General features: G+C 44.2%; 27 protein-coding genes. 19 read left to right on the forward strand and 8 right to left on the reverse strand.

All coding sequences use genetic code 11. The features are described from left to right. The first annotated feature begins 4 nt into the window (after positions 1 to 4). Together HUW48_RS00100 and HUW48_RS00105 are read left to right on the forward strand one after the other, a co-directional pair. On the forward strand, positions 5 to 415 hold the full coding sequence (locus HUW48_RS00100) for a putative quinol monooxygenase (protein ID WP_182411450.1): 411 nt from the start codon (positions 5 to 7) through the stop codon (positions 413 to 415). A gap of 487 nt (positions 416 to 902) precedes the next feature. Continuing rightward, on the forward strand, positions 903 to 1,331 hold the full coding sequence (locus HUW48_RS00105) for a hypothetical protein (RefSeq protein WP_182411451.1): 429 nt from the start codon (positions 903 to 905) through the stop codon (positions 1,329 to 1,331). Positions 1,332 to 1,333: 2 nt separating this feature from the next. On the opposite strand, the gene HUW48_RS00110 is transcribed toward HUW48_RS00105, so the two are convergent. Beyond that, positions 1,334 to 1,795 (reverse strand): hypothetical protein, encoded by a 462-nt coding sequence (locus HUW48_RS00110; RefSeq protein WP_182411452.1) that lies wholly within the window; start codon positions 1,793 to 1,795, stop codon positions 1,334 to 1,336. A gap of 887 nt (positions 1,796 to 2,682) precedes the next feature. On the opposite strand from HUW48_RS00110, the gene HUW48_RS00115 reads away from it, so the two are divergent. Next, positions 2,683 to 2,934, forward strand: coding sequence for a hypothetical protein (locus HUW48_RS00115; protein WP_182411453.1), 252 nt, complete (start codon positions 2,683 to 2,685; stop codon positions 2,932 to 2,934). Between the two features lie 163 nt (positions 2,935 to 3,097). Here the strand turns inward: HUW48_RS00115 and HUW48_RS00120 are convergent, their stop codons facing one another. Then, positions 3,098 to 3,295, reverse strand: a complete 198-nt coding sequence (locus HUW48_RS00120) for a cold-shock protein (RefSeq protein WP_182411454.1) — start codon at positions 3,293 to 3,295, stop codon at positions 3,098 to 3,100. A 405-nt stretch (positions 3,296 to 3,700) separates the two neighbouring features. Between HUW48_RS00120 and HUW48_RS00125 the strand changes: the two genes are divergently transcribed. The 9 genes from HUW48_RS00125 (at position 3,701) to HUW48_RS00165 (ending at position 9,080) form a co-directional block, all read left to right on the forward strand. Next, positions 3,701 to 4,135, forward strand: coding sequence for an SPFH domain-containing protein (locus tag HUW48_RS00125; RefSeq protein WP_182411455.1), 435 nt, complete (start codon positions 3,701 to 3,703; stop codon positions 4,133 to 4,135). A gap of 42 nt (positions 4,136 to 4,177) precedes the next feature. After that, positions 4,178 to 4,483, forward strand: coding sequence for an SPFH domain-containing protein (locus HUW48_RS00130; protein ID WP_182411456.1), 306 nt, complete (start codon positions 4,178 to 4,180; stop codon positions 4,481 to 4,483). 316 nt (positions 4,484 to 4,799) lie between these two features. After that, positions 4,800 to 5,129: an ArsR/SmtB family transcription factor gene (locus HUW48_RS00135; RefSeq protein WP_182411457.1), complete on the forward strand. Its 330-nt coding sequence runs from the start codon at positions 4,800 to 4,802 to the stop codon at positions 5,127 to 5,129. Between the two features lie 2 nt (positions 5,130 to 5,131). Next, on the forward strand, positions 5,132 to 5,584 hold the full coding sequence (gene arsN2, locus HUW48_RS00140) for an arsenic resistance N-acetyltransferase ArsN2 (RefSeq protein WP_182411458.1): 453 nt from the start codon (positions 5,132 to 5,134) through the stop codon (positions 5,582 to 5,584). A 54-nt stretch (positions 5,585 to 5,638) separates the two neighbouring features. Continuing rightward, positions 5,639 to 6,481, forward strand: coding sequence for an arsenite methyltransferase (locus HUW48_RS00145; protein WP_182411459.1), 843 nt, complete (start codon positions 5,639 to 5,641; stop codon positions 6,479 to 6,481). 30 nt (positions 6,482 to 6,511) lie between these two features. Then, positions 6,512 to 7,291, forward strand: coding sequence for a metallophosphoesterase family protein (locus HUW48_RS00150; RefSeq protein WP_182411460.1), 780 nt, complete (start codon positions 6,512 to 6,514; stop codon positions 7,289 to 7,291). A 30-nt stretch (positions 7,292 to 7,321) separates the two neighbouring features. Beyond that, a complete protein-coding gene (gene arsB / locus HUW48_RS00155) occupies positions 7,322 to 8,401 on the forward strand; it encodes an ACR3 family arsenite efflux transporter (RefSeq protein ID WP_182411461.1) in 1,080 nt (359 codons plus the stop codon). Positions 8,402 to 8,438: 37 nt separating this feature from the next. Then, on the forward strand, positions 8,439 to 8,750 hold the full coding sequence (locus tag HUW48_RS00160) for a hypothetical protein (protein WP_182411462.1): 312 nt from the start codon (positions 8,439 to 8,441) through the stop codon (positions 8,748 to 8,750). After that, complete coding sequence (locus HUW48_RS00165; protein ID WP_182411463.1) at positions 8,751 to 9,080, forward strand: YnfA family protein; 330 nt, start codon at positions 8,751 to 8,753, stop codon at positions 9,078 to 9,080. Positions 9,081 to 9,307: 227 nt separating this feature from the next. Here HUW48_RS00165 and HUW48_RS00170 read toward each other — a convergent pair whose 3' ends face one another. From HUW48_RS00170 to HUW48_RS00195, 6 genes are all read right to left on the reverse strand, one after another. After that, on the reverse strand, positions 9,308 to 11,317 hold the full coding sequence (locus tag HUW48_RS00170) for a heavy metal translocating P-type ATPase (RefSeq protein WP_246343465.1): 2,010 nt from the start codon (positions 11,315 to 11,317) through the stop codon (positions 9,308 to 9,310). Between the two features lie 8 nt (positions 11,318 to 11,325). Beyond that, the gene (locus HUW48_RS00175) at positions 11,326 to 11,682 is read right to left on the reverse strand and encodes a DUF3703 domain-containing protein (RefSeq protein ID WP_317173683.1); all 357 of its coding nucleotides are present in this window, start codon (positions 11,680 to 11,682) and stop codon (positions 11,326 to 11,328) included. A 79-nt stretch (positions 11,683 to 11,761) separates the two neighbouring features. Beyond that, complete coding sequence (locus tag HUW48_RS00180) at positions 11,762 to 12,181, reverse strand: Fur family transcriptional regulator (RefSeq protein ID WP_182411465.1); 420 nt, start codon at positions 12,179 to 12,181, stop codon at positions 11,762 to 11,764. Between the two features lie 12 nt (positions 12,182 to 12,193). Continuing rightward, positions 12,194 to 13,402 carry an efflux RND transporter periplasmic adaptor subunit gene (locus tag HUW48_RS00185; RefSeq protein WP_182411466.1) on the reverse strand — a complete coding sequence of 403 codons (1,209 nt, stop codon included), beginning with the start codon at positions 13,400 to 13,402 and terminating at the stop codon, positions 12,194 to 12,196. A gap of 25 nt (positions 13,403 to 13,427) precedes the next feature. After that, positions 13,428 to 17,822 (reverse strand): CusA/CzcA family heavy metal efflux RND transporter, encoded by a 4,395-nt coding sequence (locus tag HUW48_RS00190; RefSeq protein ID WP_182411467.1) that lies wholly within the window; start codon positions 17,820 to 17,822, stop codon positions 13,428 to 13,430. 150 nt (positions 17,823 to 17,972) lie between these two features. Next, entirely contained in the window at positions 17,973 to 18,287 is a 315-nt protein-coding gene (locus HUW48_RS00195; RefSeq protein WP_182411468.1) for a DUF6660 family protein, read from the reverse strand. A gap of 322 nt (positions 18,288 to 18,609) precedes the next feature. Between HUW48_RS00195 and HUW48_RS00200 the strand changes: the two genes are divergently transcribed. The 7 genes from HUW48_RS00200 to HUW48_RS00230 all read left to right on the forward strand — a co-directional run bounded on the left by HUW48_RS00200 (position 18,610) and on the right by HUW48_RS00230 (position 26,584). Beyond that, positions 18,610 to 18,999: a hypothetical protein gene (locus tag HUW48_RS00200; RefSeq protein ID WP_182411469.1), complete on the forward strand. Its 390-nt coding sequence runs from the start codon at positions 18,610 to 18,612 to the stop codon at positions 18,997 to 18,999. A 336-nt stretch (positions 19,000 to 19,335) separates the two neighbouring features. Next, complete coding sequence (locus tag HUW48_RS00205) at positions 19,336 to 19,584, forward strand: heavy metal-binding domain-containing protein (protein WP_182411470.1); 249 nt, start codon at positions 19,336 to 19,338, stop codon at positions 19,582 to 19,584. Positions 19,585 to 19,640: 56 nt separating this feature from the next. Then, on the forward strand, positions 19,641 to 20,918 hold the full coding sequence (locus HUW48_RS27130) for an efflux RND transporter permease subunit (RefSeq protein ID WP_182411471.1): 1,278 nt from the start codon (positions 19,641 to 19,643) through the stop codon (positions 20,916 to 20,918). Further along, on the forward strand, positions 20,911 to 22,803 hold the full coding sequence (locus tag HUW48_RS27135) for an efflux RND transporter permease subunit (protein WP_182411472.1): 1,893 nt from the start codon (positions 20,911 to 20,913) through the stop codon (positions 22,801 to 22,803). The genes HUW48_RS27130 and HUW48_RS27135 overlap by 8 nt, the downstream gene beginning before the upstream one ends. Next, entirely contained in the window at positions 22,790 to 24,037 is a 1,248-nt protein-coding gene (locus HUW48_RS00220) for a TolC family protein (RefSeq protein WP_182411473.1), read from the forward strand. Before HUW48_RS27135 ends, HUW48_RS00220 begins: the two co-directional genes overlap by 14 nt. Further along, positions 24,015 to 25,367 (forward strand): efflux RND transporter periplasmic adaptor subunit, encoded by a 1,353-nt coding sequence (locus HUW48_RS00225; RefSeq protein ID WP_182411474.1) that lies wholly within the window; start codon positions 24,015 to 24,017, stop codon positions 25,365 to 25,367. The genes HUW48_RS00220 and HUW48_RS00225 overlap by 23 nt, the downstream gene beginning before the upstream one ends. Further along, complete coding sequence (locus HUW48_RS00230) at positions 25,364 to 26,584, forward strand: efflux RND transporter periplasmic adaptor subunit (protein WP_182411475.1); 1,221 nt, start codon at positions 25,364 to 25,366, stop codon at positions 26,582 to 26,584. Before HUW48_RS00225 ends, HUW48_RS00230 begins: the two co-directional genes overlap by 4 nt. Positions 26,585 to 26,654: the final 70 nt, after the last annotated feature.

Here is a 26,654-nt window from a genome sequence, read left to right on the forward strand (position 1 = left end):
CAGAATGAAGTTACCATTTGTTTTTATTTTCCTATTTAGTGTGGTTACCTATCGTACGGCAATTGCTCAGAAAAATGAAATGCTCATCCGTATTTCGGAAATCGAAATCTATCCCGAAAGCCTCTCGGCTTACAAAGCTATCTTGAAAGAAGAAGCGGCAGCTTCGGTAAGATTAGAACCAGGTGTCATTTCCATTTTCCCCATGTACCAGCAAAAGGACAGCACACAAATCAGAATATTAGAAATTTACGCTAGCAAGGAAGCCTATCAATCGCATATAAAATCACCCCACTTTCAGAAGTACAAAACTACAACGCTCAGTATGGTCAAGTCGCTTCAGTTAATTGATATGGAGGCATTAGATCCGAAGACCATGCAGCAAATATTCAGTAAGCTAAAGGATAAAACGAAATGAAATACCTTAATTAACAAAACCTATTAACATTAAACGAGATTTTTAGTCCAGAACATTAGTTAAAGAATAAAACGACACCCAGAAATAATTTCTATTTATCATAATAGTAGTTATTTGGACAAAAACGTTTGTTAATTTTCATTCTTCTCTCTGGCCATGCTGCGGCCGTTCACCCAGTACAATGTAACGAGTAGTAACAGATCAGTCAGCTAAGTTACTTACCTTGGGTTCAATCCAAATTATCTTTTCTGCATATTGGAGGACTATTCTGAACTCTATTGGTCTGCACTATGTCCTGGAGACAACATCACTGAAAAGCCTAATTCATCATACTCCTTGCCATTTCAAAATAAGAAACGCGCTTGCGGCTAAGACTTCAAAGCACATAAAAAATACCTGTTTTGGTGAAGTTATAAATACAAATTATGGTGATATCCCATTTATTATAGAATAAGAAAGGTACTACTCCCACTTCTCTATTGAGCGCATGATATTATTTGACAACGGCTTTTTTCACCTGGATTATGATCCGGCTACGGATACGGTATTTGTGAAGCTACCCGATATGCGCACGCAAGGATTAAGTGAAGCCGAAGAATGCTTTCGGATTATGGTGGAGCACGTTAACAACTACCACGTGCAGAATCTCTTGTTAGATTCCCGCCAGGCGCTGGTGGAAGTAGGAGATACCGAATACAATCACCTTATTTACCGGGTCTCGCTCCAACTCAAAAAAACGAATCTCAAAAAAGTAGCTCGCCTGGCCAGTTCTTTACCTAAACTGGAATCGATGGCCCACTGGGTACAAGCCCAGGTTTTAACCAGCCCGCCGGCTAGTTACCTGATTAAAAACTTCACCAGCCAAGAAGCCGCTTTAGAATGGTTAACCGGCAACTCCTTGCGTTCGGATATATAAGCTTACGGGTGAGGTATTGGTGAAGAGATAAAGGACTCGGTAGGAGTAAATAGCCATTGATGAGCCAGGTCAACATCCGTAAAAACAGCTACTTGTATTTTGGCTTGTAAGCGCTCATCAATGGCTACTAAATCCTGAATGTGATAAGTCGCGAGCACTTCCAACACCATTGGCCGGATCAGGTAAGCATAATCGTGCTGGAGGGAGGCCGGAAAGCTGGAAAATATTTCTGCCACGAGCCAGTGCTGGTCGGCTAGTTCCAGAAACTCGGCCTGTTGCAGATTGCACAGCCATTTGGTAAGCTGGTGCTGGTGGGCATAATCCCGGGCCCGGGTAATAACGGCTCGAAAATGCGTGCTGTCGGGATGAGTAAACCATTCCAGCTCCAAGTAGCTTTGCTCTTGGTTAAGCTGAATTCTAGCGGTCTCATCAGTATACATGGTTTGTAATAACAGAGCCTTCATACACGTGGGGATTACAAGTAAACAAACGACAACGAGCAGCTGAAAGCCAGAAGAGAAGATGTTCTGGAAGGGAGAATGTTAAGCCCGGAAAACAGACCAACCTAGTCTGTTTTCTACCGGGTAGTTAAGTAGTTATTTCCCTGTACGCAAACCGTTCTAAAAAAATGGAAGTATTTGAATTTAAAAGAAAAACACCTTTTAATTGTAAAATAGCTATTCTGGATGAATCGCCAGCTATTGCTTGCTTCACGGATCTTGTTTAACCAACAAAGAAAGTAGCAGCTAGGTAGATGATGTTCATTCGTTCTTTCCTAACCTCTTTTATTTATTCTCTCCCCATGCATCTCAGAAATCAAACAAGGGCATTAATTTAAGCGATGGCTTTATAGGACGGATTTTCTGCCCAAATACTCCCCCTATGTCTCGTGCTTATTTCTGCTCTTTTTTCTGATACAACTTTGGTCAACGTATATCAAGACTAGACACTTGCCTGCTATCCAGGATCATTTAGAAAATAACATTCCACCCAAATGCGGGAATTTTGACTGGTTGAAAATTGAGAATCTTCGGAGTAGAGGGGCTTTCTTGTTTTCTCTTATTCCCATTATGGGTTCTTCTGGTGGGTCGGCCGTCTATTGTGTTATAAATATACCAGGAGTATGGCTACTAACGCACCTTGCCTCCCCTGTTCATCATCCTTAAGGCGCAAGTTATTTTCATTTACTTCCCAAACCTATACCTAGCTCCCCTGTTGTGGTTAGATATTTGATAATAATAAATACGTTTTGTGCTTTTGTTTTCTTTTGATTATGGAGAACCCTTCCGGTGTTCTCGCCGCCTTTTGGCAAAGTTCTACGTCTTATAACTATCAAGCCAACTGAAGTACTATGCCCATGACTTTATACCATTTCAATAAAGGTTCTCATCAGGAACGAACGGCCTTGATTAGCCTGCACGGAACATTTCTAGCAGATCGGCCGGGGAATAAATACCGGGTATGCCTCTATCACATGGGAGAGTTCTTCGCGGAGGCTTACTACCAAGTAAAAGGTAATCAACTGGAGTTAGTACGGGGTTTTAATAACCGGGAGTTCCTGGACCCTTATCTGGACAAGATCACTTTACCTGATATCTACTAGGGTAGATAGCTTTTGATTGCGATTCGCAATAGAACATTCATATTGGAGTAGATCTATTCGCCATGGTAAGCGCAGCTTTACAGGGCTGCTTACCCTCTTACCAATGCCCTGTTGCAACTAGAGGAAGTAGTTTCCCAAGAGGAACCTGCTTCCTCTAGAAAAGTTAAATCCTTTTAACATTCACGGCATTCATGCCTTTTTTACCTTTTTCCTGGTCAAACTCGACCTGGTCATTTTCAGAAATGGTATCAATCAGCCCGGTTTGGTGGACAAACAAATCTTCGTTTGAACCATCTACTTTGATAAATCCGAAACCTTTTTCGCGGTTGTAAAACTTTACTGTTCCTGTATAAGCACTCATTTCCAATGGGATTATAGAATAAGAATCTAACCTACGTAAATTAAATTGCTTAACCCAGGTCTAATTAAGATTAATTCTAGTGATTAATTTTCTGTCGACCGGCAGAAATGTTTCAGCCATTTTATCAGGTTTTGTGGTGAGCAGCTTTTTTACTACCCTGAGCACACAAGCATGCTATACCGGGAACGTTTTTATTTAACCTAACCAACGATTATGGGACTAGTAAATAGCTGGTCTGGCAGCTCCTCAAAGCTTTTTGGCATTTAAAGCTAACTATGTATTTATTCTAGTATATTTAGCCAGGTAGAAAACCGCTTAGCTCAGTTCTGCTAGCTTATTGCCCTTTTTATGGTTTTGCCCCTAGTTTATTCTCATTCCATCCATCTTTCTAACCTGCCTCCCTTTATGAAAAAAATAATGACTGCTCTTTTTCTGGTCGCTCTGGTCATTACGGGCGTTACCTTTAGCTGTACCCGCATTGATGCCGGCCACGAAGGTATTCTGGTCAAACAATATGGTTCCGATAAAGGCGTGCAAGATGTCTCCTTAGTGACCGGACGCGTCTTCTATAATCCCTTATCGGAAAACGTGTACGAATTTCCCATCTTTATTCAAACGGCCGATTACGAAGCCTTTAATGTGAACGCCAAAGATGGCTCGGTCTTTACCGTGGACCCGACCATTTCTTTTGCCGTTACCCCGGGTAAATCCCCGCATATATTTTCTAAATACCGCAAACGGATAGAAGAAATAACGAAAACTACCTTGTACAATTATGTCAAAGATGCATTTCGCAACCAAATGAATAAATATTCGACCGATGAGCTAATCAGTAACTGACAAAAGTTTGAAGCTGATGTCCAGGCGACGCTGGCCACCACCTTGGAAGCAGATGGCTTTAAACTGGAACAATTAACGAGTGGGCTCCAGTATCCCGATGCCATTGTGCGGGCGATAGATGCCAAGAACAAAGCCGTACAGGAAGCCATGCAGGTGGAAAATGAGTTAAAGGTAGCCGAAGCGCAGGCCAAGAAGTTGATTATCCAAGCCGAAGCCGAGAAGAAGGCCAATGATTTAAAACAGTCCGCTTTAACCCCCTTGTTGATCCAGCAGCAGTTTATTGAAAAATGGGACGGGCATACCCCGCTGTATGGCAATTCCCCCGTAATGTTTAAGAATGTGCAGTAAGGAAGAACAAGAAAGGATATCTTGTCAAAAATCAATTTTCATTTATAATGGAAAAGCATCCTTGTCTCATTATTCCCATCTCCTAAAACAATATTGACTTTTTGATTTGAGAGATAGCTTTATAAGATAGATATATCGCCAAAAAGACCTGCTAATTGCAGGTCTTTTTGCTTCTCATTTTTTCGTCGTTTCGTGAGACGAATCTGGTCAACTTATTTCAGGACTAAATGATAAAAAAGAACAAAAAAGTATTATAAAATTTGGTTTAAGACAAACTTAATCGTAATATTACGATACAATAGTTATTAACTAACATATGGGCGTTACGAAAACCCAAAATTTTACTGCCTCGCAAAACCAACTAGCGAACATGGCCAAAGCTTTAGGCCATCCGGCCCGGATAGCGATTTTGGAAGCTTTGATCAAAAGGCAATCGTGTATTTGTAGCGACCTGGTAGAAGAATTGCCTTTAGCACAAGCAACTGTATCGCAACACCTGAAAGAATTAAAAGCGGTAGGTTTAATTAAAGGCGAAATCGAAGGTACTAGCGTTTGTTATTGCATTAATGAACCTGTATGGGAGCAAGCCCGAGATATGCTGCTCCACTTGTTTACTTCCCCTACGTCAGCTCCTAAATGCTGTTAACCATGGAAACCAAGACCACTTTAAACACGATCCAACTAGCCACTACAGCCGACCGAGCCGCCATTGTAGACTTGCTAGAGTCCCTTCATCTACCAACCGTAGATTTACCGGTAACGCTCGATAATTTTGTTATCGCGAAAGATAAAGAAACGGTAGTCGGTTGTGGTGGTTTGGAATTATACGGCTCTATAGCGCTGCTGCGATCATTAGCAGTGGCTACCCACTTACAAGGTCAAGGTTTAGGTAATTTACTTTACCGGGCTGCTCTGGATCTGGCGCTAGAAAAAGGTATACAGGAAGTATATCTGATTACCACTACAGCGGCCGATTTCTTCTTAAAACAAGACTTTAGGAAGGTAGAACGGGCACAGGTACCCACGGTAATTCAACAAACCGCTCAATTTACCTCGGTGTGTCCTACTTCTGCTACCATTATGCAAAAGACCATCATTTAATAAATTTGCTTTTAACCATCGTAATAAAACAATAAACCGATAAACTTTAAAACTATGCAAACCGCAGAAGAACTAAAACAAATTGTTAAAGAAAAGTACGGCGAAATAGCGCTCCAAAGTAAAGAACAAAATGAAAGCTCTTGTTGTGGCGCTACTAGTTGCTGTGCGACCGACATCACTATAATGGCCGAAGATTATTCCAATCTTCAAGGCTATCAATCTACCGCTGACTTAGGCTTAGGGTGCGGCTTACCTACGGAATACGCGCACCTGAAAGCAGGTGACACGATTCTGGATTTAGGCTCCGGTGCCGGGAATGATTGCTTTGTGGCTCGGTCCGTAGTAGGGGAAACGGGTAAAGTGATTGGCGTAGACATGACCGAAGCTATGATCCAAAAAGCAAAAGCCAATGCGCAAAAACTAGGCTTTTCGAACGTGGAATTTCGCTTGGGAGAAATTGAGGATCTACCATTAGCCGCTAACCGGGTAGATGTAGTAGTTAGTAATTGCGTGCTAAACCTGGTACCTAATAAAGAGCAAGCTTTCAAGGAAACTTACCGGGTATTGAAGCCTAAAGGACATTTTAGTATTTCGGATGTAGTGTTGGAAGGGGAATTACCAACTGGTTTACAAAAAGCTGCCGAAATGTACGCGGGTTGTGTCTCGGGTGCCATTCAGCAGGGAGAATACCTGGCGATCATCGCGCGAACTGGTTTTACGAACGTGCAAGTACAAAAGAAACGCTTGATTACCTTACCCGATGATGTACTTGCTAATTACTTATCTGCGGAAGAGCTAACGGCCTATAAAGCGAGCGGTACCGGCATTTACAGCATTACCGTGTACGCGGAAAAACCCGATGCTTCTTGCTGTACACCTGGTTCTGGTTGCTGCTAATCTTTCGAAATAACCTGAAACAAATAACCCATGAGAATCGCTCTTTTCAGTGATATTCACGCGAACCTACCTGCTTTAGAAGCAGTGCTGGCAGATATGGACCAGCAAAATCTGGATGCCGTTTATTGCCTTGGGGACCTGGTTGGTTATGCTACCTGGCCCAACGAAGTAGTAGCCGAAATTCGGAAAAGAAGAATCCCAACGATTGCAGGCAATTACGATGAAGGCGTAGGATTAGGGAGTCCTAACTGCGGGTGCGCTTACAAAACGGATGGCGAAAAAGACTTGGGGCAACAATCCATTGATTATACCAACTTCGTGATAACCGAGAAAAACCGGAACTACTTGCGGATGCTGCCTAGACACTTACGAGTAGTGTTCCAGGACAACTCCGAAGAAGCGAATAAAATCGAAATGTTGTTGGTGCACGGCAGTCCCCGTAAAATCAATGAATACCTGTTTGAAGACCGACCCGAGAAAAGCTTTTTACGAATGATGGAAGAAGCTCGGGCGGACATCTTGTTTTTTGGCCATACCCATAAACCATACCACCGGGCCATGCCTTACGAGCACGAAGGGCAAACCCGCTACCGGCACGCCATTAACATCGGCTCCGTGGGTAAGCCGAAAGATGGCGATCCGCGCAGCTGCTATGTGATTCTGGAGCTAATACCGGAGAGTAATTTAACTACTCCCGATAGTATCCAAGTAGAATTTGTGCGGGTAGCCTACGACGTAGAAAAAGCGGCTCAGGCCGTAGAAGCCAGTCCTTTACCGAATGAATTTGCCCAAATGCTTCGTACGGCTTAAAACCAATAATGAAATTAAAGAAGAAAAAGAATGAGTCAGTGTACGGTAGATAAAAGAAAGAAGCTTTCCCGCTTAGACCAATTTTTAACGCTTTGGATTTTCCTGGCGATGGCCATAGGGGTATTTATTGGTTACGTATATCCGCAAAGTGAAAGCATTATCAATTCTTTCCAGGTGGGCACCGTGAATGTACCGATTGCCATTGGATTAATCCTAATGATGTACCCCCCATTAGCCAAAGTAAAATACAATCAGCTAGGGCGTGTATTCCAGAACGTTAAAGTAATTACGCTCTCCCTGGTGTTAAACTGGATCATTGGACCGATCCTAATGTTTTTTCTGGCCATTATCTTTCTGCGCGATTATCCGGAATACATGGTCGGTATTATCCTGATTGGTTTAGCCCGCTGTATTGCGATGGTACTGGTTTGGAATGAACTAGCGGAAGGCGACCGGGAATATGCGGCCGGGTTAGTGGCTTTTAACAGTATTTTTCAGGTCTTATTTTACAGTGTTTTTGCTTACGTCTTTATTACGGTGCTACCGACCTGGTTTGGCCTGGAAGGGAAGATCGTCGATATCAGCATGGGTGCTATTGCCGAAAGCGTTGCTATTTACTTAGGCATCCCTTTTTTGCTGGGTTTTCTATCCAGCTTTATTTTACGCCGGTGGAAGGGTAATACGTGGTACCAGCAAGTATTTATTCCCGCGATTAGTCCTATTACCTTAATTGCTTTGCTCTTTACCATTGTAGTCATGTTTAGCTTAAAAGGCAACTTGATTGTGCGCATTCCATTGGATGTAATCCGGATTGCGGTTCCTTTAGTTATTTACTTTGCTATTATGTTTGTGGTAAGTATCTACCTGGGCAAAGCTTTAGGAGCGAATTACGCGCAGAATGCTTCGGTGGCTTTTACCGCTACTGGCAATAATTTTGAATTAGCGATAGCAGTGGCCATTGGTGTTTTTGGGTTAAACTCTGGGCAAGCTTTTGCGGGAGTAGTAGGACCACTGATTGAAGTACCCGCTTTAATCGCGCTGGTTAATCTAGCTTACTGGTTCCGCAAGAAATATTATAATCAATCCGTCGAAGTCCAGCCAGTTGGTTAAAAGTTGTAGGATTTGCCGGAAAATAAAAGCCAAACCGATGAACCTGAACCAAACAGCTGCTTTATCTTGTAAGTTAACTACTCCGGAATTACAACGACGAAAAAAGACCGTAATTTTAAACCTTAAACAGCACTTGCTAGAAAAGCTAGAATTAGCGAATGGGTATAGCTACCGTTTTGCCGGTAGTGATCTAATGATTGATTTAGTAATCGACTTTGTTAAAACCGAAAGGTTGTGCTGTGACTTCTTTCATTTTAATATGGCTATTTCGAACGATGATGCTCTTTGGTTAACAATAACGGGACCCGAGGGAGCAAAAAATTTTATAGATACAGAGTTAGAATTGTAAGTGGATATACTAAAATCGTTAAGTATTTTTTTCTTGGCTGGCCTTTGTGAGATCGGCGGCGGCTACTTAGTTTGGTTGTGGTTAAAAGAAGGTAAACCCGGGTGGTATGGCTTGCTTGGAGGTGTTATACTGGCATTATACGGCGTAGTAGCGACTTGGCAAACGGCTAGTTTTGGCAGAGTATATGCGGCTTACGGAGGAATCTTTATTGCAATGGCTTTAGTATGGGCTTGGAAAGTAGATAATCTCAAACCCGATAGGTACGATATTATTGGAGCCTTAATCGCTCTCCTTGGAGTTTGTATTATCCTTTACATGCCTAGGAAATAAGAGCATTTACATGGATGCAATTCTGTTTTAAACCAAAATTATTTTGCTATCAACATGCCTAAAAAGCAGCAAAGGAAAAATAAGAAGCACTTTCGACTAATTATTTATATTATTCTATTAGCTCTATTATTTGCAGTAATTGTTTTACGTATTTGGCATTTAAACTCACAGCATACTAAGTAATCCTAAATGACAAAAAGGCTACCAAAAAATGGCAGACTTTTTCTTTAAAATTTCATACGCTGTATTCGGATAGCATTGAGTATCGCTAGGAAAGCTACCCCTACGTCAGCAAATACCGCTTCCCACATGGAGGCTACGCCAAAAGCTCCTAACCCTAGTACAAGGGCTTTTACGCCAAAGGCTAAACCGATATTTTGCCAAACAATCTGATTCGTTTTCTTACCCAGGTTAATGGCCGTAGCAATTTTAGACGGTTGGTCATTTTGAATGACTACATCGGCCGTTTCAATGGCGGCGTCGGAACCGAGACCACCCATCGCCAATCCTACATCCGCTAAAGCAATTACTGGTGCATCGTTGATGCCATCGCCCACGAAAGCCACGGTTTTCCCTTGCTTTTTTAAAGCCTCTACGTGGGTTACTTTATCTTCCGGCAACAAACCGCCAAAAGCCTGATCTATTTGCAAGGAAGTAGCCACTTTTTGCACAATGCTATCTTTATCCCCCGAAAGCATTACAATGGTTTTAATGCCCAACTGGTGTAATCTCGCTACTGCTGCCTGGGCATCTTCCTTGATCTTATCTGCAATAGTAATGTACCCGGCATATTGATTATTGATGGCCACCAGAACAATGCTTTCTACTATAGAATCAATTTCAGCCGGATAAGCTACTTGGAATTTCTTTAACAATTTACCATTCCCAACCAAGAGCGTTTTATCATCCACGTTGCCTTTTAAACCGTGCCCAGATATTTCTTCTACATTGGTTACCAGCTTCTGCCGGTAACTTTCACCCGCATGCGCAACCACAGCCAAGGCAACAGGATGCGTAGATTTACTTTCTAACGCCGCTGTCAAGGCCAAGAACTCTGCTTTGTCCAAGCCATTTACCTGCACTTCCTGGACCTGAAAAACACCTTCGGTTAAGGTGCCCGTCTTATCCATTACAACCGTATCGACCTTGGTCATTAAGTCCAGGTAGTTAGATCCTTTGAAAAGAATACCGTTTTTAGAAGCAGCGCCAATGCCACCAAAATAGCCCAATGGAATAGAAACCACCAACGCGCACGGGCAGGAAATTACTAAGAAGATTAAGGCCCGGTAAAGCCAGTCGTTAAACACGTAATCTGTGACAAAGAAGTAGGGTAACAGCGTAAGTGCAATTGCTAAGAATACTACTACCGGCGTGTACACCTTGGCAAAACGGGTAATAAATTGCTGCGTTTTAGCTTTACGGCTACTGGCCTGTTCTACCAACTGTAAAATTTTAGAAAGGGCACTGTTCTCGTAGGTAGAAGTTACTTGCAGCTGAATTACCTGGTCTAGATTAATCATACCAGCTAGTACTTTCTCTCCCTTGGATTTGGTATCCGGTTTAGATTCCCCGGTCAAGGCAGCGGTATTAAAAGAAGACCGTTCAGTAAGCAAGTTGCCGTCTAAAGCTACTTTTTCCCCGGGTTTAACCTGAATAATGTCTCCTACTTTAACCTGCTGCGGGTTAATGGATTTTATCTGATTTTGTTGTACTAGATCTACAATATCCGGCCGGTTATCGATTAAAGCTTTGATCGATTTGCGGGATCGCGCCACCGCTGCTTCCTGGAAGTGCTCGCCAATAACGTAAAACAGCATTACCGCTACACCTTCCGCATATTCACCAATGTAGAAAGCTCCTAAGGTGGCAATTCCCATTAGTAGAAACTCGTTAAAGATACTGCCTTTAGCAATATTTCTAGCCGCATGCAGTAACACTTTACCCCCCACCAGTAGATAGGCAAAGCTGTAAACGGCTAGCCGGATATAACCGGTAAACCAGTCCACTTTAAAATAGTCTAAAGCAATACCGGCTAATAATAAAACTAGGCTTATGATCGTGGGTAAGTAAGATGTTTCTTCGTCTTCTTCTTGCTCCACAGTATTCGCTCCTGGTGCTACTTCGCAACAGCCTTTCTCGTCTGTTTTCGTTGGACCTGGTTGCTCGGCGGTCCGGGGAGAAGTAATCTCCATGGGCTTTAAGGGAGCACTCGGATTAATTTCTTCGTTTATTTTCATTTTCTTAATTAAATTGTAGAATGAGCTTGTTGAATAATTGCCTGCAAGTCCTGGGGAATAGGCATCGGTTTCCAAGCAACTACATTCGCTCCTCCGGTATTTCCAACCGGGATTGTACCCGCCCAGGATTTTATGCCACCTACCAGAAGCCGGGGTAATTGCCCCACTATCTCCTTTACATTGCGCGTTTTAATGCCAAAAGTCAACATCTTACCGTGTACGTGGGTATGCTCTACCGGATAAGGTTGCCCTAAAATATGAGCTCGCTCCAAATGGTGCCAAGCTTTTTCCAGTTGCCGCTTTTGCTTAAATGCTTGGTAATCCTTTAACTCTTGCTCGTAATATAGCCGTAGTGTACGGGGCATTTTCCAATGGATCCACATCGTATTGTATTACTTTTTATCAGCACAAAGGTAGCATCAGCTGCCCTGCAACTGCATTGCATTATTTGCCACTACAACTACCACAGGTACCTTTCACGATCAAATTAACTTCTTCTGTTTTGAATTGACTGGGTAGCGGGATTTCTGGAATGTGGGACTTGGGTAAACAGAACGTTTCGCGACACTGGTTACAAAAGAAATGCACGTGTAAGTCATGATGTTCCTGGGTAGTACAATCGTCCGGACACAAGGCATACTTCACCGAGCCGCTGCCATCATCAATGTGATGAACCAAGCCTTTTTCCTCAAAGGTTTTTAAAGTCCGGTACAGCGTAATCCGGTCGGACCGCAGAAAATAAGACTCTAAATTACTTAAGGAAACGGCTGCAGTTTGCTGAAGCAAATAATCCAGCACTAACAAGCGCATTGCTGTGGGCCGAATCCCTTTTTGCTCTAATGTTTTATCTAATTCAGGTAGCATAACTTTAAAAGATTAATGGCCGTGTCCTTCGCCTTCTTCTTCGGTATTCTTTATTTTAGCCAGTAAAGAATAAGCTCCTTTTACCGCGATCAGATCCTTAATGGCGGCCGGCTCCACAATTTCGGTATACCCGCTTTCGGTTACTCCTTTCCGGATTTCAACCATCTGGAAGTCGCGCATCTGGGTGCCTTTTTCCTGCCGTTCCCCTTTAAAAACAAAGATGTAGTCCTTTCCTTCGGATTGCACGACTGCCTCCTGGGGCAAGGCCGGTACCGTATTGCTATTTAGCTCCACAAAAGCTTTCACGTACATACCCGGTATTAACTGGGCTTCTTCTTTATCTAAGTGCGCGTGCACGCGCACCGTGCGCTCCGGGCTTATTTCCCGACCAATCAGGTGGAGCGTGGCCATCCGTTCTCTACCGGATTCATTTGGCAGGGTAAACCGAATTTTCTGACCCACTTTCAACTTCGTAATATCTTTTTCAAAAACCGTTAGCTCCACGTGTAAGTGCTCGGTATCGACTATTTTAAAGAGTACATCCGTGGGCGTAACGTAGCTGCCCCGGTTGGTATTTACCTCGGTTACGTAGCCATTGATGGGGGAATGGATGGGTAAAGTACGCGTAATGTTCCCTGGTTGCAGCTTACTGGCCGAAATGCCCAAGTGGGCTAATTGTTGCTTTAAACCATTTACCCGGCTTTGCATGGCTTTATATTGAGCGGTTACCTGTTGGAAGTTTTTAGCCGGACCTACTTTTTCGGCGGCTAATTCTTTTTGCCGTTCGTATTCCAGCGTTAAATACTCCAGCTGACTGGTACTTTCCAGGTAGTCCTGCTGAATCGTGACAAATTCCGGATTTTCAATGACAGCCACTAACTGCCCTTTTTTAATGCGCATGCCTTGCAGCAAGTCTGTACTTTGGACAAAACCGCCTAGAGGAACACTCACCGATACTAAGTTTTGGGGTGGCACATCCAAAAGGCCATTTACCGCGATCACATTGCTGAGGTTTTTGGGCGCTATCTTTCCTAGCTCCACTTTGCCAATGACAAACTGCTCCGGGGTAAGTTCAACCGCGGTTTCACTTGCTTCGTGCGGTTCTTCTTCCTGGGCCGACTCGACTTCTACGGGTTCTTCTTTTTCTGCTCCCGCCTTTTCGGACGTGCAGGAGCTTATTAGAAAAAGGCTAATAACAACTATATAAATCTTGAATTTCATTTTCTTGAGGTATGATTAATTAAAATTACTGGCCCGAAATAAACTCCAGATCCACAACCACTTCATTATACTTTTGTAAAGCTTCTAAATGATTGGCTTTGATCGCCAACGCGCGACGGATGCTTTGCACGTATTCCTGATAGTCGATAACGCCATTTTGAAAGCCTTTTTCCGCGTGTTGGATTAGTAAATTCGAAAGGGGCAAACCCGTTTTCTCGTAATAGTCCAGGTTCGTTTCCTGTTTGCGTAATCGCTGGGTTGCTAATTTTAGCTGCGTGGTAAGCTGGGCCTGCTGAAACTGATAAGTAGCTTCCGCTAGTTTTTCCTGGTATTGGGCCGCCTGGATGCGGGCTGAACCAGCCCGAAACCATAAGGGAAAGGAGACACCTACCTGGATCCCCGTAAATCGGTCTCCACTGGTAAATTTTTGTTCCACTCCATTTACATTTTGCGGTCCTATAAGCGATTGATTAAAGTAGCCCAGGTTAAATTCCGGCAGTAAACGGGCCCGTTCTAATTTGGTTTGAATGCGAGCTACTTCCTGTTGCTGTTGAAAAATTGCTACTTGTGGTTGCCCCAGCAGGATGCTGGTATCCGGCACGGTTACGGGTATCCGCGTAAATGCGGTAGTAGCCATGTTTACGGGTACCGGACTTTGCATTAAATTTTGTAATTGGGTGCGGGATAATTCCTGCTCGGCCTGGGTTTGCTCCATCTCATTCTTAACTTCTACCTGCTCCGCTTGGGCCGTAGCTTGCTCTAGTAAATTGGTCTCCCCGGTACGTAAACGAATGGTACTAGCCCGCAGGAAATTAGTGTATAAACTATCCTGGTATTGCAAGAGCCGTAATTTGGCTTGCTGGTATACGAACCCGTAGTAAGCACTTTTAACTTCCCGTACCAGCTCCCGCTGCCGAACGGACAAATTCAACTCACTGCCTCGGATATTAGCTTTGGCTAAACGTACTTGGTTCGCGTAAACCGAAGGGAAAGCAAAGGATTGGGAAATTGTAAAATTATTATCCTGATTAACCGAATTTATCTGGCCGTATACTGCTTCGATGTTGGTTTTACTAATATCTACGGCCGCCCCGCGCAAACTTTTGTTAGCGAAAATTTGGTAATTAGCCGCCTGGATGCTCTTGTTTTGAGTTAAGGCTAGGTTGATAGCTTGCGATAAGGTTAATCCTGGTTCCGTTACCTGGGCTTTCGTTTGACTCGGCAGGAAGGTTCCAGCTCCTACCACTAAAAAAATGATAGAGGCTGTGCCTAAGCGAGAAGTAGTAGGTTGATTACTGGATATTCTGCTTTCCTGGAATCGTTCTAATAAAATATATAAGATCGGCAAAACTACTAAGGTTAGTAAGGTAGCTGATACCAGCCCCCCAATAACTACCGTGGCTAAGGGCTTTTGCACTTCGGCTCCGGCCGTATTGGACAAAGCCATGGGTAAGAAACCTAAGGAAGCTACCAAGGCTGTCATAATTACCGGTCGCAAGCGTACTTCCAAACCTTTTAAAACCCGCTCGGTTATGTTGTCTATCCCTTCGGCTTTAAGCTGATTGAAATAACTAATCAGCACGATACCGTTTAATACCGCTACACCAAATAAGGCAATAAAACCAACGCCGGCCGAAATACTAAAGGGCATGCCGCGCAGCCATAAAGCTAAAACGCCACCAATGGCCGATAGAGGAATAGCTGTGAAAATAAGCAGGCTTTGCGCCACGGAGCGGAAAGTAAAAAACAGTAACAAAAAGATTAACAACAAGGCTATGGGTACGGCTACCGACAGGCGTTCTTTGGCTTTTTGTAGATTTTCAAACTGCCCGCCGTAGGTAACGTAATAACCAGCTGGTAGCTTCAATTGATTATTTACTTTCTCTTGCAGCTCCGCCACAATACTTTCTACATCCCGGCCGCGAACGTTAAAGCCAATGGTAATCCGACGCTTGGCATCATCGCGCTGGATCTGACTGGGTCCGGTTTGAAAGTTAACCTGGGCAACTTGCTCCAAGGGTAACTGATCTCCGTGCGGGGTAGTGACATACAAGCCGCACACATCTTCCAGGCTTTGCCGGTTGGCCGATGCTAACCGCACGACTACTTCAAAGCGTTTTTCCCCTTCGTAAATCACTCCTGCAGATTGCCCAGCAAAACCCGTTTGGATGGTCCGGTTTACGTCTTCGATGTTGAGCCCAAATTGAGATATTTTATCCCGGTCGAACGTAATAACGATTTGGGGTAAGCCGGTAATTTGCTCTACGTACAGATCCGCCGCTCCTTCCACCGTGGAGACAATCTTTCCCATTTTACCGGCTTGCTCACTTAGCACATCTAAATCTTCTCCGTAAATCTTCATCACCACATCCTGCCGTGCCCCGCTCATCAACTCATTAAACCGCATCTGGATAGGTTGCTGGAACCCGAAAGTAACCCCCGGGATGGCTTCCAGGGCTTCGGCCATCTCACTGGCTAAATCTTCCTGATTATCCGCTTTTACCCACTGGGCTTTGTCTTTTAGGATAATCATCAAGTCAACGGCTTCTACCGGCATAGGGTCCGTGGGGATTTCACTGGAGCCAATTTTTCCTACTACTTCCCGAACTTCATCCGGAAACTGTTTTAACAGGATAGCCGCGGCCTGAGTAGAGGCTTCAATGGTTTGAGAAATAGAACTGCCACTTAATACCCGCGTTTCTACCGCAAAATCCCCTTCGGCTAAGGAAGGAATAAACTCCCCACCCATCCGCAGAAAAATAAGGAGACTGCCTATAAAGAGTAAAAGCGAGGTAATAAGAACCACAGCTTTGCGCCGTAAAGCAAATGCTATCAAGGGCTCGTATAACCGGTGAAAGAAACCCATGATCCGGTCCGCAATAGTTTTACGGTGGTCAATCTTTTTGCTTAAAAACAAAGCCGAAACCATGGGCACGTAAGTCAGGGAAAGAATAAAAGCACCCAGAATGGCGAATACTACCGTTTGCGCCATGGGGCGAAACATTTTTCCTTCGATGCCTACCAGTGCTAAAATGGGTAAGTAGACTATCAGGATAATGATTTCTCCAAACGCCGCTGAATTCCGGATTTTGGAAGCGGATTCGTATACTTCCTGATCCATCTCTTCCTGCGTTAAAGGCCGTAAAACTTTTCGGATGCCTAAATGATGCAGGGTAGCTTCCACAATAATTACTGCGCCATCGACAATTAAACCAAAGTCAATCGCTCCCAGGCTCATGAGATTACCTGACACCCCAAAAAGATTCATCAAGGAAATGGCAAAAAGCATGGCCAGGGGAATAACGGAAGCTACAATTAAACCGGCTCGCCAATTTCCCAGGAGTAATACCAGGACAAAAATAACGATTAGAGCACCTTCGGCCAGGTTTCGAGTTACCGTACTAATAGCATTATTGACGAGTTTGGACCGGTCCAGAAAGGGTTCGATGACAACGCCTTCGGGTAAGGTTTTTTCAATGGTAGCCACTTTTTGTTTAACGGCTTTAATCACTTGGGAGGCATTCGCTCCTTTCAGCATTAACACTAAGCCTCCCACAACTTCTCCTTCGGTATTCCGCGTCATAGCCCCATAACGCACTGCGCTGCCAAATTGCACCGTAGCCACATCCCGGATAAGCACCGGCACCCCGTTTTCGTTGGACTTAACGACTATCTTTTGAATATCTTCGAGACTACCAGCTAAACCTTCACTGCGAATGAAATAGGCATTCGGCTTGCGGTCAATGTAAGACCCGCCCGTATTCTGGTTATTTTTCTCCAGAGCCGTAAAAATATCGCTGATGCTGATATTGGTACTACGGAGTCTTTCCGGATCAATGGCAATTTCGTATTGCTTCACGTGACCACCGAAGCTGCTGACATCCGCTACGCCCGGAGTTCCTAGAAGCTGCCGGCGCACAATCCAGTCCTGAATCGTGCGCAGATCCATATCGGAAAATTTCTTTCCATAACCTTCTTTGGTATGGAGCACATACTGATAAATCTCGCCTAAGCCGGTAGAAACAGGAGCTAATTCGGGCGAACCAACCCCCGCTGGAATCTGATTTTCGGCCTCCTTCAAACGTTCGGAGACTTGCTGCCGGGCCCAGTAAATATCAACTTGGTCTTTAAAAACAATGGTTACGACGGATAAACCAAACCGGGAAAAAGAACGGATTTCTTCCATATCCGGAATCGTGGACATAGTCACTTCCACGGGAAAAGAAATGAGCCTTTCTACTTCCTGGGCGGCCAGGGAAGGACTTACCGTAATGACTTGCACTTGGTTATTGGTAATATCCGGCACCGCATCTACCGTCAGCTGCGTTACCGAGTAGCCACCCCAGACGATTAAGGCCAGGGTAAACAGGCCAATGATTAATTTATTATGAATAGAAAAATGAATAATGCGATCCAGCATAATCGAAACTCTTTAAATCAAAAAAAAGAAAATATGCTGCATGGGTAAACCACTCCCTTTAATCCGCGGCAAAGCGGAATAAAAAATACAGAAAATGGTTTAAAGCTTCCTTAAAGGAACTTCACCAAGCAGACAAAGACCAAAAATGATTTAAAGTTGAGGCGGTTGCCAAATAGAGAAAGTAGGATGGGAAATTGAAACCGGCTGGTAAACGGGCACCGGAATATTAACCTGAACGGGAATGGACTCTACCTTGATAGCAGGGTGAACCAAAGTAGCCCCGGTACAGCACGTACAAAGACATAAGGGAGAACAAAGATCCACATCGGAAGAGTGAGATTCGGCTTTATTGTCATCAACCGAAAAAGCCGTTTGGGCAGCATTATCCCGTGGTGCCGCATCTGCGCAAGGTATGCACGATAGCACCAATAGATAAAAACTGAATATAACTGCGACCCATTTCATATAGTGCAAAGGTACTAATAAAATAGATGCAATGGAATTGCAAAATACAAATGCTTAATTGATTAAGATTTAAATTCTTTTATCAATTATCAAATGAGCTAATTATCTTTATAAGTTACTTCGTGTTAAGCAGAACAAATTTGATTTCATATTTTTCTGCTTTGTAAAATTTTAGTTTTATAATTCAACCGAGTTATATAACTTTTTTCTAAAATTGTATAACAGCCTTCAATAGATAGTCTTTACTTTTGTAAAAGAAGAATTAGTCAAACTCTTACAAGCAAATCTCGTTTTATAGTTAGAAATTCCTCAAATGAAAGCAATGCAAAAATTCGTACACCTGTGTTTGGTAGTGGCCATCTTACTGGCTTCTACAGGATTCCGGGTGCGTGTAGCGCATTGTGCTGGGGAGAAAAGTATCGCCGCTATTAGTTTTGCGTCCGATTCAGATTGTTGCTGTGCTAAAGATGCCAAAACTACGCGTAAACCTTGTGGTGATATGCCCTGCATCATACAGCAGGGAGTAGCCTCTTCGTCAACTTTTAATTCTACCACCCAACAAGTAGCCAAGTTTGCGAAAGAACCAATGTCCTTTCCAGATTTCTCGGAAAGCATTCGGCCGGCTATTCTGGAAAGAACTCCTCATTTTACCTTGCCTCCTCCGGTCTCTGGTAGGTTTATCGGCATTCTACATCAAACATTTATTATTTAGTACCCCATCTTTTTTAGGAGCATCAGCTATTCTTCTTCGCTGATCCTGGCTTCTATCCTGTAAAATCCATTCAAGATTAATTATCAGAAAGGCTTGCCATCTTTGGCTATAATAGCTAGCATTTAATTAAAATGTTTGGCTAGTTCTTTTTTCTGTTTCGCTAGTTACTTGTACTTCTAGAATCAAACTGGATTTTACAATCACCCTTTTTTATTTTTTCAGGTTTTGCTAACCTGGTCTTTAAACATACTCTTGGCAAATCTGGAGCATCTAAAAGCCTTATGGCTGAAGGAGTGTTCCTTGCCAGGGTAGATATCACTTATTTAAAAAATTTTTATGAAAACCCTTGTATTAAACCTTTCCCTATTAGGATTGACCTTGTTCACTGCGTGTAATGGTGGTGAAACCAAGCAAAGTACCACTGAGCAGACCGAAACAAAACAAGAGGTTGCAGGTGTCACTTACACCTGTTCCATGCACCCAGAAGTTACCAGCAATGAACCTGGTAAATGCCCGAAATGTGGTATGAACCTGGAAAAAGTGGCATCCGCAGAACACGAGCACAAAGAAGGTGAACAGCACTAAGTTAACAATTTCTTCCTCCCGGTGATTGAATCCGGGAGGTCAATTTCCTACGAATTATGATAGGTAAACTAATATCCTTTTCACTACGCAATCGCATGATTGTGCTCTTAATTGCAGCGGGACTTTTCGGTTGGGGTATATACTCGGTTAGCACGAACAAAGTAGATGCTATTCCGGACTTATCGGAAAACCAGGTAATCGTTTTCACGGAGTGGATGGGCCGCAGTCCACAAATTATCGAAGACCAGATAACTTATCCATTAGTAACAAACCTGCAAGGTATGCCCCAGGTGAATTATGTACGAGGCGTATCCATGTTCGGGATGAGTTTCATTTACATCATTTTTGAAGACAAAACCGATATTTATTGGGCCCGGGAACGCGTACTGGAACGGCTTAATTATGCGAACCGATTACTGCCCGAAGGAGCTGTTCCCACTTTAGGACCTGATGGAACCGGAGTAGGGCATATTTTATGGTACACGCTGGATGCTCCTGATATGGACTTAGGAGAACAGCGCGCTATTCAGGATTGGTACGTGAAATTCGCGCTCCAGAATGTAGCTGGGGTAAGTGAAATTGCCTCTTTCGGCGGTTTTCAGAAGCAGTACCAAGTTACCTTGGATCCCAACAAGTTAACCTATTTCAATTTATCAGTACCGGAAGTTATGGCAGCCGTGCGGGCCAATAACAACGAGAGTGGCGGCCGCAAATTTGAGATGAGCGACATTGGTTACATCATCAAAACTACGGGTTACCTGAAATCTACCGAAGAAATTGAAAATATTCCTATCACTACCCAAAACACCATACCAATTCGGGTAAGCGATATAGCTACCGTGCAAATGACCGGGGAAAGCCGTTTAGGCATCTTTGATTTGAATGGCGAAGGTGAGGCAGTTGGCGGCATTGTCGTAATGCGCTATGGTGAAAATGCCGCCCAGGTGATTGCTAATGTGAAAGCTAAAATGGAGGAAGTTTCTGTTGGGTTACCTAAAGGAGTCAAGTTCAACATTGTTTATGACCGGAGCGGATTGATTAATGAATCAGTCAATTCCGTGAAAGCTACCCTCATTGAAGAAATGGTAGTAGCCTCGGTCATTGTGTTCATTTTCCTTTTTCATTGGCGCAGTGCCCTGATCATTATCATACAACTACCTCTATCGGTCGCCATTGGATTTATCCTGCTCAATGCCTTCGGTATTTCCTCCAATATCATGTCGTTAACGGGTATTGCCTTATCCATAGGGGTGATTGTGGATGATGCCATTGTGATGGTGGAAAATGCTTATCGGCACTTGGCCGAGGCTCAAATGAAAGAAAATCATGGATAAAGAAACGCGCTTATCTATCATAGAAAAAGCTTCGAAACAGGTTGGCCCCAGCGTGTTTTGGAGTACCATTATCATTATCACTTCGTTCCTGCCGGTTTTTTTACTAACCGGGCAGGAAGGTCGGCTATTCAGTCCTTTAGCCTGGACAAAAACGTTTATTCTGATTGTAGATGCTTTCGTAGCCATATCGGTTACCCCGGTGCTGCTATCTCTTTTTCTGAAAGGCAAGTTTAAGCCCGAGAGTAGCAATCCCATTAATCGGGGATTGGAGCGGGTTTATGGGCCAATTTTACGCTGGTGCTTAAAATGGCGAAAAACCACCATAGGGGTAAATATTCTGGCTCTTCTGGTGGCTATTCCCATGCTTTTCCGGTTAGGTTCAGAGTTTATGCCACCGCTAGATGAAAGCTCTATTCTCTTTATGCCGGTAACCTTACCGGATATTTCTAATGCCGAGGCCAAGCGGATCCTGCAGGTACAAGATAAGATTATAAAATCTGTACCGGAAGTTGCTCAAGTATTGGGTAAAGCCGGACGGGCCAATACGGCCACTGATAATTCGCCCATCAGTATGATCGAAACCATCATTCAGCTGAAACCGGAGTCGGAATGGCGGGATGGTATGACTAAAGCTAAAATTATAGCCGAACTGGATCAAAAGCTTCAGGTTCCAGGAGTAATAAACGGCTGGACCCAGCCCATTATTAACCGCATCAATATGCTGGCTACTGGAATCAGGACCGATGTAGGAGTAAAAGTTTATGGCCAAAGCCTAGATTCTATAGCCCAGGTTTCTCAAAAGGTTCGTAATGCTTTGCAAGCTATTCCGGGAGTGAAGGATTTATATATCGAGCCCGTAACAGGTGGAAAATACCTTGAAATCCAAACCCGACGGGAGGAATTAGGTCGCTACGGCTTGGCAGTAAATGATGTGAATACCATTGTGGAGTCTGCCTTAGGCGGAACGCCAATAGGCAATACCATTGAGGGACGGCAGCGCTTCTCCATAAACCTACGCCTGGCTCAGGAGTATCGCAATAGCCTTGACCGCATCCGACGCATCCCCTTAAAATTAGGAACGGGAGGAACGGTGCCACTTTCAGCAGTTGCTGATGTGCGCTTTGTGGATGGTCCCCCCATGATTGCCTCCGAAAATGCCCAATTGCGGGGTGCGGTATTGTTTAACGTGCGGGACCGAGATTTAGGTAGTACGGTACAAGAAGCGATTCAAAAGTTAAACGGTGAATTAACAGATTTACCGAATGGCTACCGTCTGGAATGGAGTGGGCAATGGGAGAACCAAATCCGGGCCAACCAAACCCTGAAATTCATTATCCCTTTGGTGCTGGTTATCATTTTTCTGATTTTGTACTTCTCCTTTGGATCCTTCAAAGAAGCTTTGTTAAACCTGGTAACTATCCCATTCGCGATGATTGGTGGGGTATTTATCGTGTACTTCTACGGCATAAACCTATCGGTAGCGGTAGCGGTGGGCTTTATTGCCTTGTTTGGTTTGGCAGTAGAAACAGCTATGGTAATGGTCGTTTACCTGAACGAAGCCATGAACCAACTAGTGGTGGATAAAGGCAATTCTAGCCAAACTATTACCAAACAAGATATCCGGGAATATGTGTTTATGGGTGCCGCTAAACGTTTACGGCCCAAAATTATGACCGTTTCCGTTTCGCTATTTGGTTTAATTCCGGTAATGTGGGCAACTGGCGTAGGTACGGATGTAATGCTACCCATTGTTCTCCCTTTAATTGGTGGGGTGTTTACCTCTTCCATTCACATCCTGCTCGTGACTCCGGTAGTGTTTGAAATGACGAAAGAGTATGAATTGAAGAAACACGGCAAAATTGAAATTTACGATGTTAAGCATTAAAGTATATATAACAGGTTTCCTGTTGCTGTTAGGCTTGGCAACCCAAGCCCAAACTCGGGTATTACCCTTAGATACCGTCTTGCAATATATTTCCCGCAATAACCCAATGCTGAGGGAATTTGCTTATCGGGCGCAAGCACAAAATGCCATGGCAGAAGGTGCTAAGAGCCAAATGGCCCCCATGATAGGGGCTGGGGTATTTATGTATCCCTATCCCGGTCAGATGATTATGGAAGACCGGGATAAAGGAATGATCATGACCGCAGTGGAACAAGATATTACAAACCCCGCCAAATTACGGGCTAAAGAGAAATACCAACTTTCTAAAGCCGCGATAGAAGAGGCCGGCAGAGATAACACCTATAACCAGTTAAGGACACAGGGTAAAACAGCTTATTACCAGTGGGTAGTGCTGGAAAAGAAAAAAGCAGTATTAATGGAAAGCCAACGCATCATGCAGTTTATGCTAAAGCTATCCCGGGTGCGCTATCCTTATAACCAAAGTTCACTAGGCAGTATATACAAAGCGGAGGGACGATTAGGAGAAGTGGAAAATATGCTGCTCATGAACCAAAGTGAGATTGGCATGAAAAACATCCAGCTCAACATGTTAATGAATCTGCCGCAGGATAATCTCTTTTCGGTGGATACATTAGTACAGTTACCGCAACTAATCGCACTAATTGACACTGCTACTTTGAGTACCCTTCGGAGTGACGTGCGACAAATAGACCGTACCATAGAGTCCATGCGGCTTAACCTACGCGTGGAAAGCATGCAAAGCAGGCCGGACTTTAGTCTCCGATTCGAGAATATGATGCCTCGTGACCGGATGATGCCGCAAGTTTTTACTGCAATGGGAATGGTTTCTATTCCTATTGCTCCGTGGTCATCCCGCATGTACAAATCCAATATTAAAGCTATGAATTTGGAGATTGCGGGTATGCAGAAAGGCCGGGAAAGCATCTTAAACGAAGCGCAAAGCATGCTGAAGAGTATGGCCCTGGAGTTGCAAACTAAGCGGACCCAAGTGCAAAATTATGAAACTAAAATCTTGCCCGCACTTCGTCGCAATTATGAAACTACCATGCTTAGCTATGAACAGAATACCAGCCAACTTCCGCTGGTAATTGATGCTTGGGAAGCATTAAACATGGCTCAGATGGAATACCTCAATAATCTGGAGCAACTATATCTGACGGGTGTAAACTATGAGAAAGAACTGGAAAAATAAGATAATTGGGTTATTGCTGTTGCTGTTACCGTTCACCTTTTCGGCTTGTAAAGAAAATCATAACCATGAAGCGGAGACGGCAGCCGGAATAGAATACACGTGCCCGATGCACCCGCAAATTGTGCGAGACAAACCGGGTGATTGTCCAGTATGCGGTATGACCTTAGTGGCTAAGCAAACTGCAAATACTTCTGCACCAGCAGTTTCCTCAGACTTGAATTATTTATTGCAACCTGCTAATCAAACAGTAATCTCCAATGTAAAAACAACGCAGCCGATACAAAAGCAGGTTCAAAATGAGATCCTCTTAAGCGGGGTAGTGACCTATGATACCCGGCAGCAGTCCATTATTCCGGCCCGTTTCGGAGGCCGCATTGAAAAGGTATATGTACAGTTTAATTACCAGCCGGTGCGCAAAGGACAAAAACTGTACGACATCTACAGTCCGGAACTGGTGACAGCGCAGAAAGAATTGGTATATCTACTTAAAAACGACCCTTCGAATACATCCCTGATAAATGGAGCCAAACAAAAACTACAATTACTGGGAGTTACTTCGGGGCAAATAAATCAGCTGACTCAGACTGGACAAGAGAACTATACTTTTTCGGTGTATAGTCCCTATTCCGGATATGTGCTTGACCCCGCTATTACGACAGCGCCTGCTCCTATAGCTCCCGCTACTTCTTCGGCATCCGGCGAAGACGGTATGAATGGTATGGGAGGAAGCGCTGCAAATTCTAGCGGGTCAATGGGAGTTAGCAGCAGTTCTGGCTCTACAACGCCAAGCAACGGTTTTACCGTTCGTGAAGGCATGTACGTGACAACCGGACAGGCCTTATTAAAAGTGATGGATGCTTCTCAGGTATGGGCTCAGTTTAACGTGGCTAGCAGCCAGGCTGGGCAACTAACCAAAGGAACTCCCATTACCATTTCCTTTAACCAATTGCCAGATCAAACAGTGTCCGCTAAGGTAAGTTTGGTGGAACCGGTTTACGAAGCAGGAGAGAACTTTGCTCGCGTTCGGGCCTCTCTTCCAGCTCAGGACAAATCTACTTTAATTGGTCAGCTGATCACGGGTAAAGCTAGCTTCAGTACCGGTACGGCCTTATGGGTACCAAAGGAAGCAGTGCTGGATCTCGGCACCCAATCAGTGGCTTTTCTAAAAGTCAACGGCGTTTTTAAACCGCAAAGTGTGCAAGTAGGCGAACGGGCCAATGGTATGGTGGAAGTATTATCCGGGCTGAGTGCCACCAATGTGATAGCGGCCAACGCCCAGTTTCTGGTGGACAGCGAAAGTTTTATTCGGGTAGCGGAAAATAACAGATGAAACAGATTTTTAAATTATTATTCCTATGGCTAATGGCTTTTACCATAGGAGCATGCACCAACAAAGATAAGCACGAGCACCATGAGGTTGGAACAACCGAAGCAGGTACTACTTATACCTGCCCGATGCACCCGCAAATTGTCGAAAGTGCCCCCGGTTCTTGCCCAATTTGCGGCATGAACCTGGTACCGGTGAAAAAACAAGCTTCAACGGAAAAGAATGCCGGTAGCATCATGCTTAGCGAAACCCAAATGAAGCTGGGCAATATATCTACTCGGCCGGTTCAGATGGAACAGGTAGGGAGCAACACCATTTTAACCGGGCGCTTAGCCGTGGATCAGACCCAGGCTGATTTAATCAGCAGCCGCGCAGCCGGCCGAATAGAAAGATTATATGTGAAGGAGACGGGAAGATCAATCCAAAAAGGACAACCACTTTACGACCTATACAGTGAATCATTACTTACCCTGGAACAAGAATATTTACTGGCTCTAGACCAGGTAAAAGCCTTCCCGGAGGAGAAACAATTTGCCTCTATCCTGAACGCGGCCAAAAGAAAGCTTTTGTTAATGGGTTTATCGAATGCCCAGGTAAACCGGGTGGCGCAAACTCGTCAGTTAGATGCCCGCATTACCTTTCTGGCGCCAACTTCCGGGATTATAACCGAGATAGCCACGGCCGAAGGAGTGTATGTAGCCGAAGGAAGCTTGCTCTACCGGTTAAGTCGGTTTAATACCATTTGGGTGGAAGCTGAGCTATACGCGCAAGAGGCTGCTCAGCTACAAGTAGGCACCCCCATCGAAGTTACTGTATCCGGTATATCGGATCCTATCAAAACCAAAGTAACTTTTATCAATCCGGAATTCCGCCAAAACAGTCAAGTGGTAGTTGCCCGGGCGAAGCTACCTAATCCGAAAGGCCTGCTGATCCCCGGTACTCAAGCTACCATTAATCTACCAGCTCGGGTAAATCAGGCGCTAACCTTACCCCTCGATGCGGTTATCCGGGATGCCCGGGGGGCACACGTTTGGGTGAAAACGGGCGAAAATACCTTTAATTCCAAAATGGTTACCCTGGGAGCTGAAAGCGCGAATCAGGTAGCTATTGCAGATGGGCTTCACGCTAACGATACGGTTGTAGTAACCGGGGCATATTTACTCTATAGCGAGTCTGTTTTAAAGAACGGCTCGGATCAAATGACCGGTCATGACCATTAGTAATCAGATGAAATCTTGTTGCCAAACCGAACCACCCAAAAGAAAAAAGCCCTACCTGCGATTAGCCTGG

It is taken from the genome of Adhaeribacter radiodurans (assembly GCF_014075995.1).
In the GTDB taxonomy this organism is placed as follows: Bacteria; Bacteroidota; Bacteroidia; order Cytophagales; family Hymenobacteraceae; genus Adhaeribacter; species Adhaeribacter radiodurans.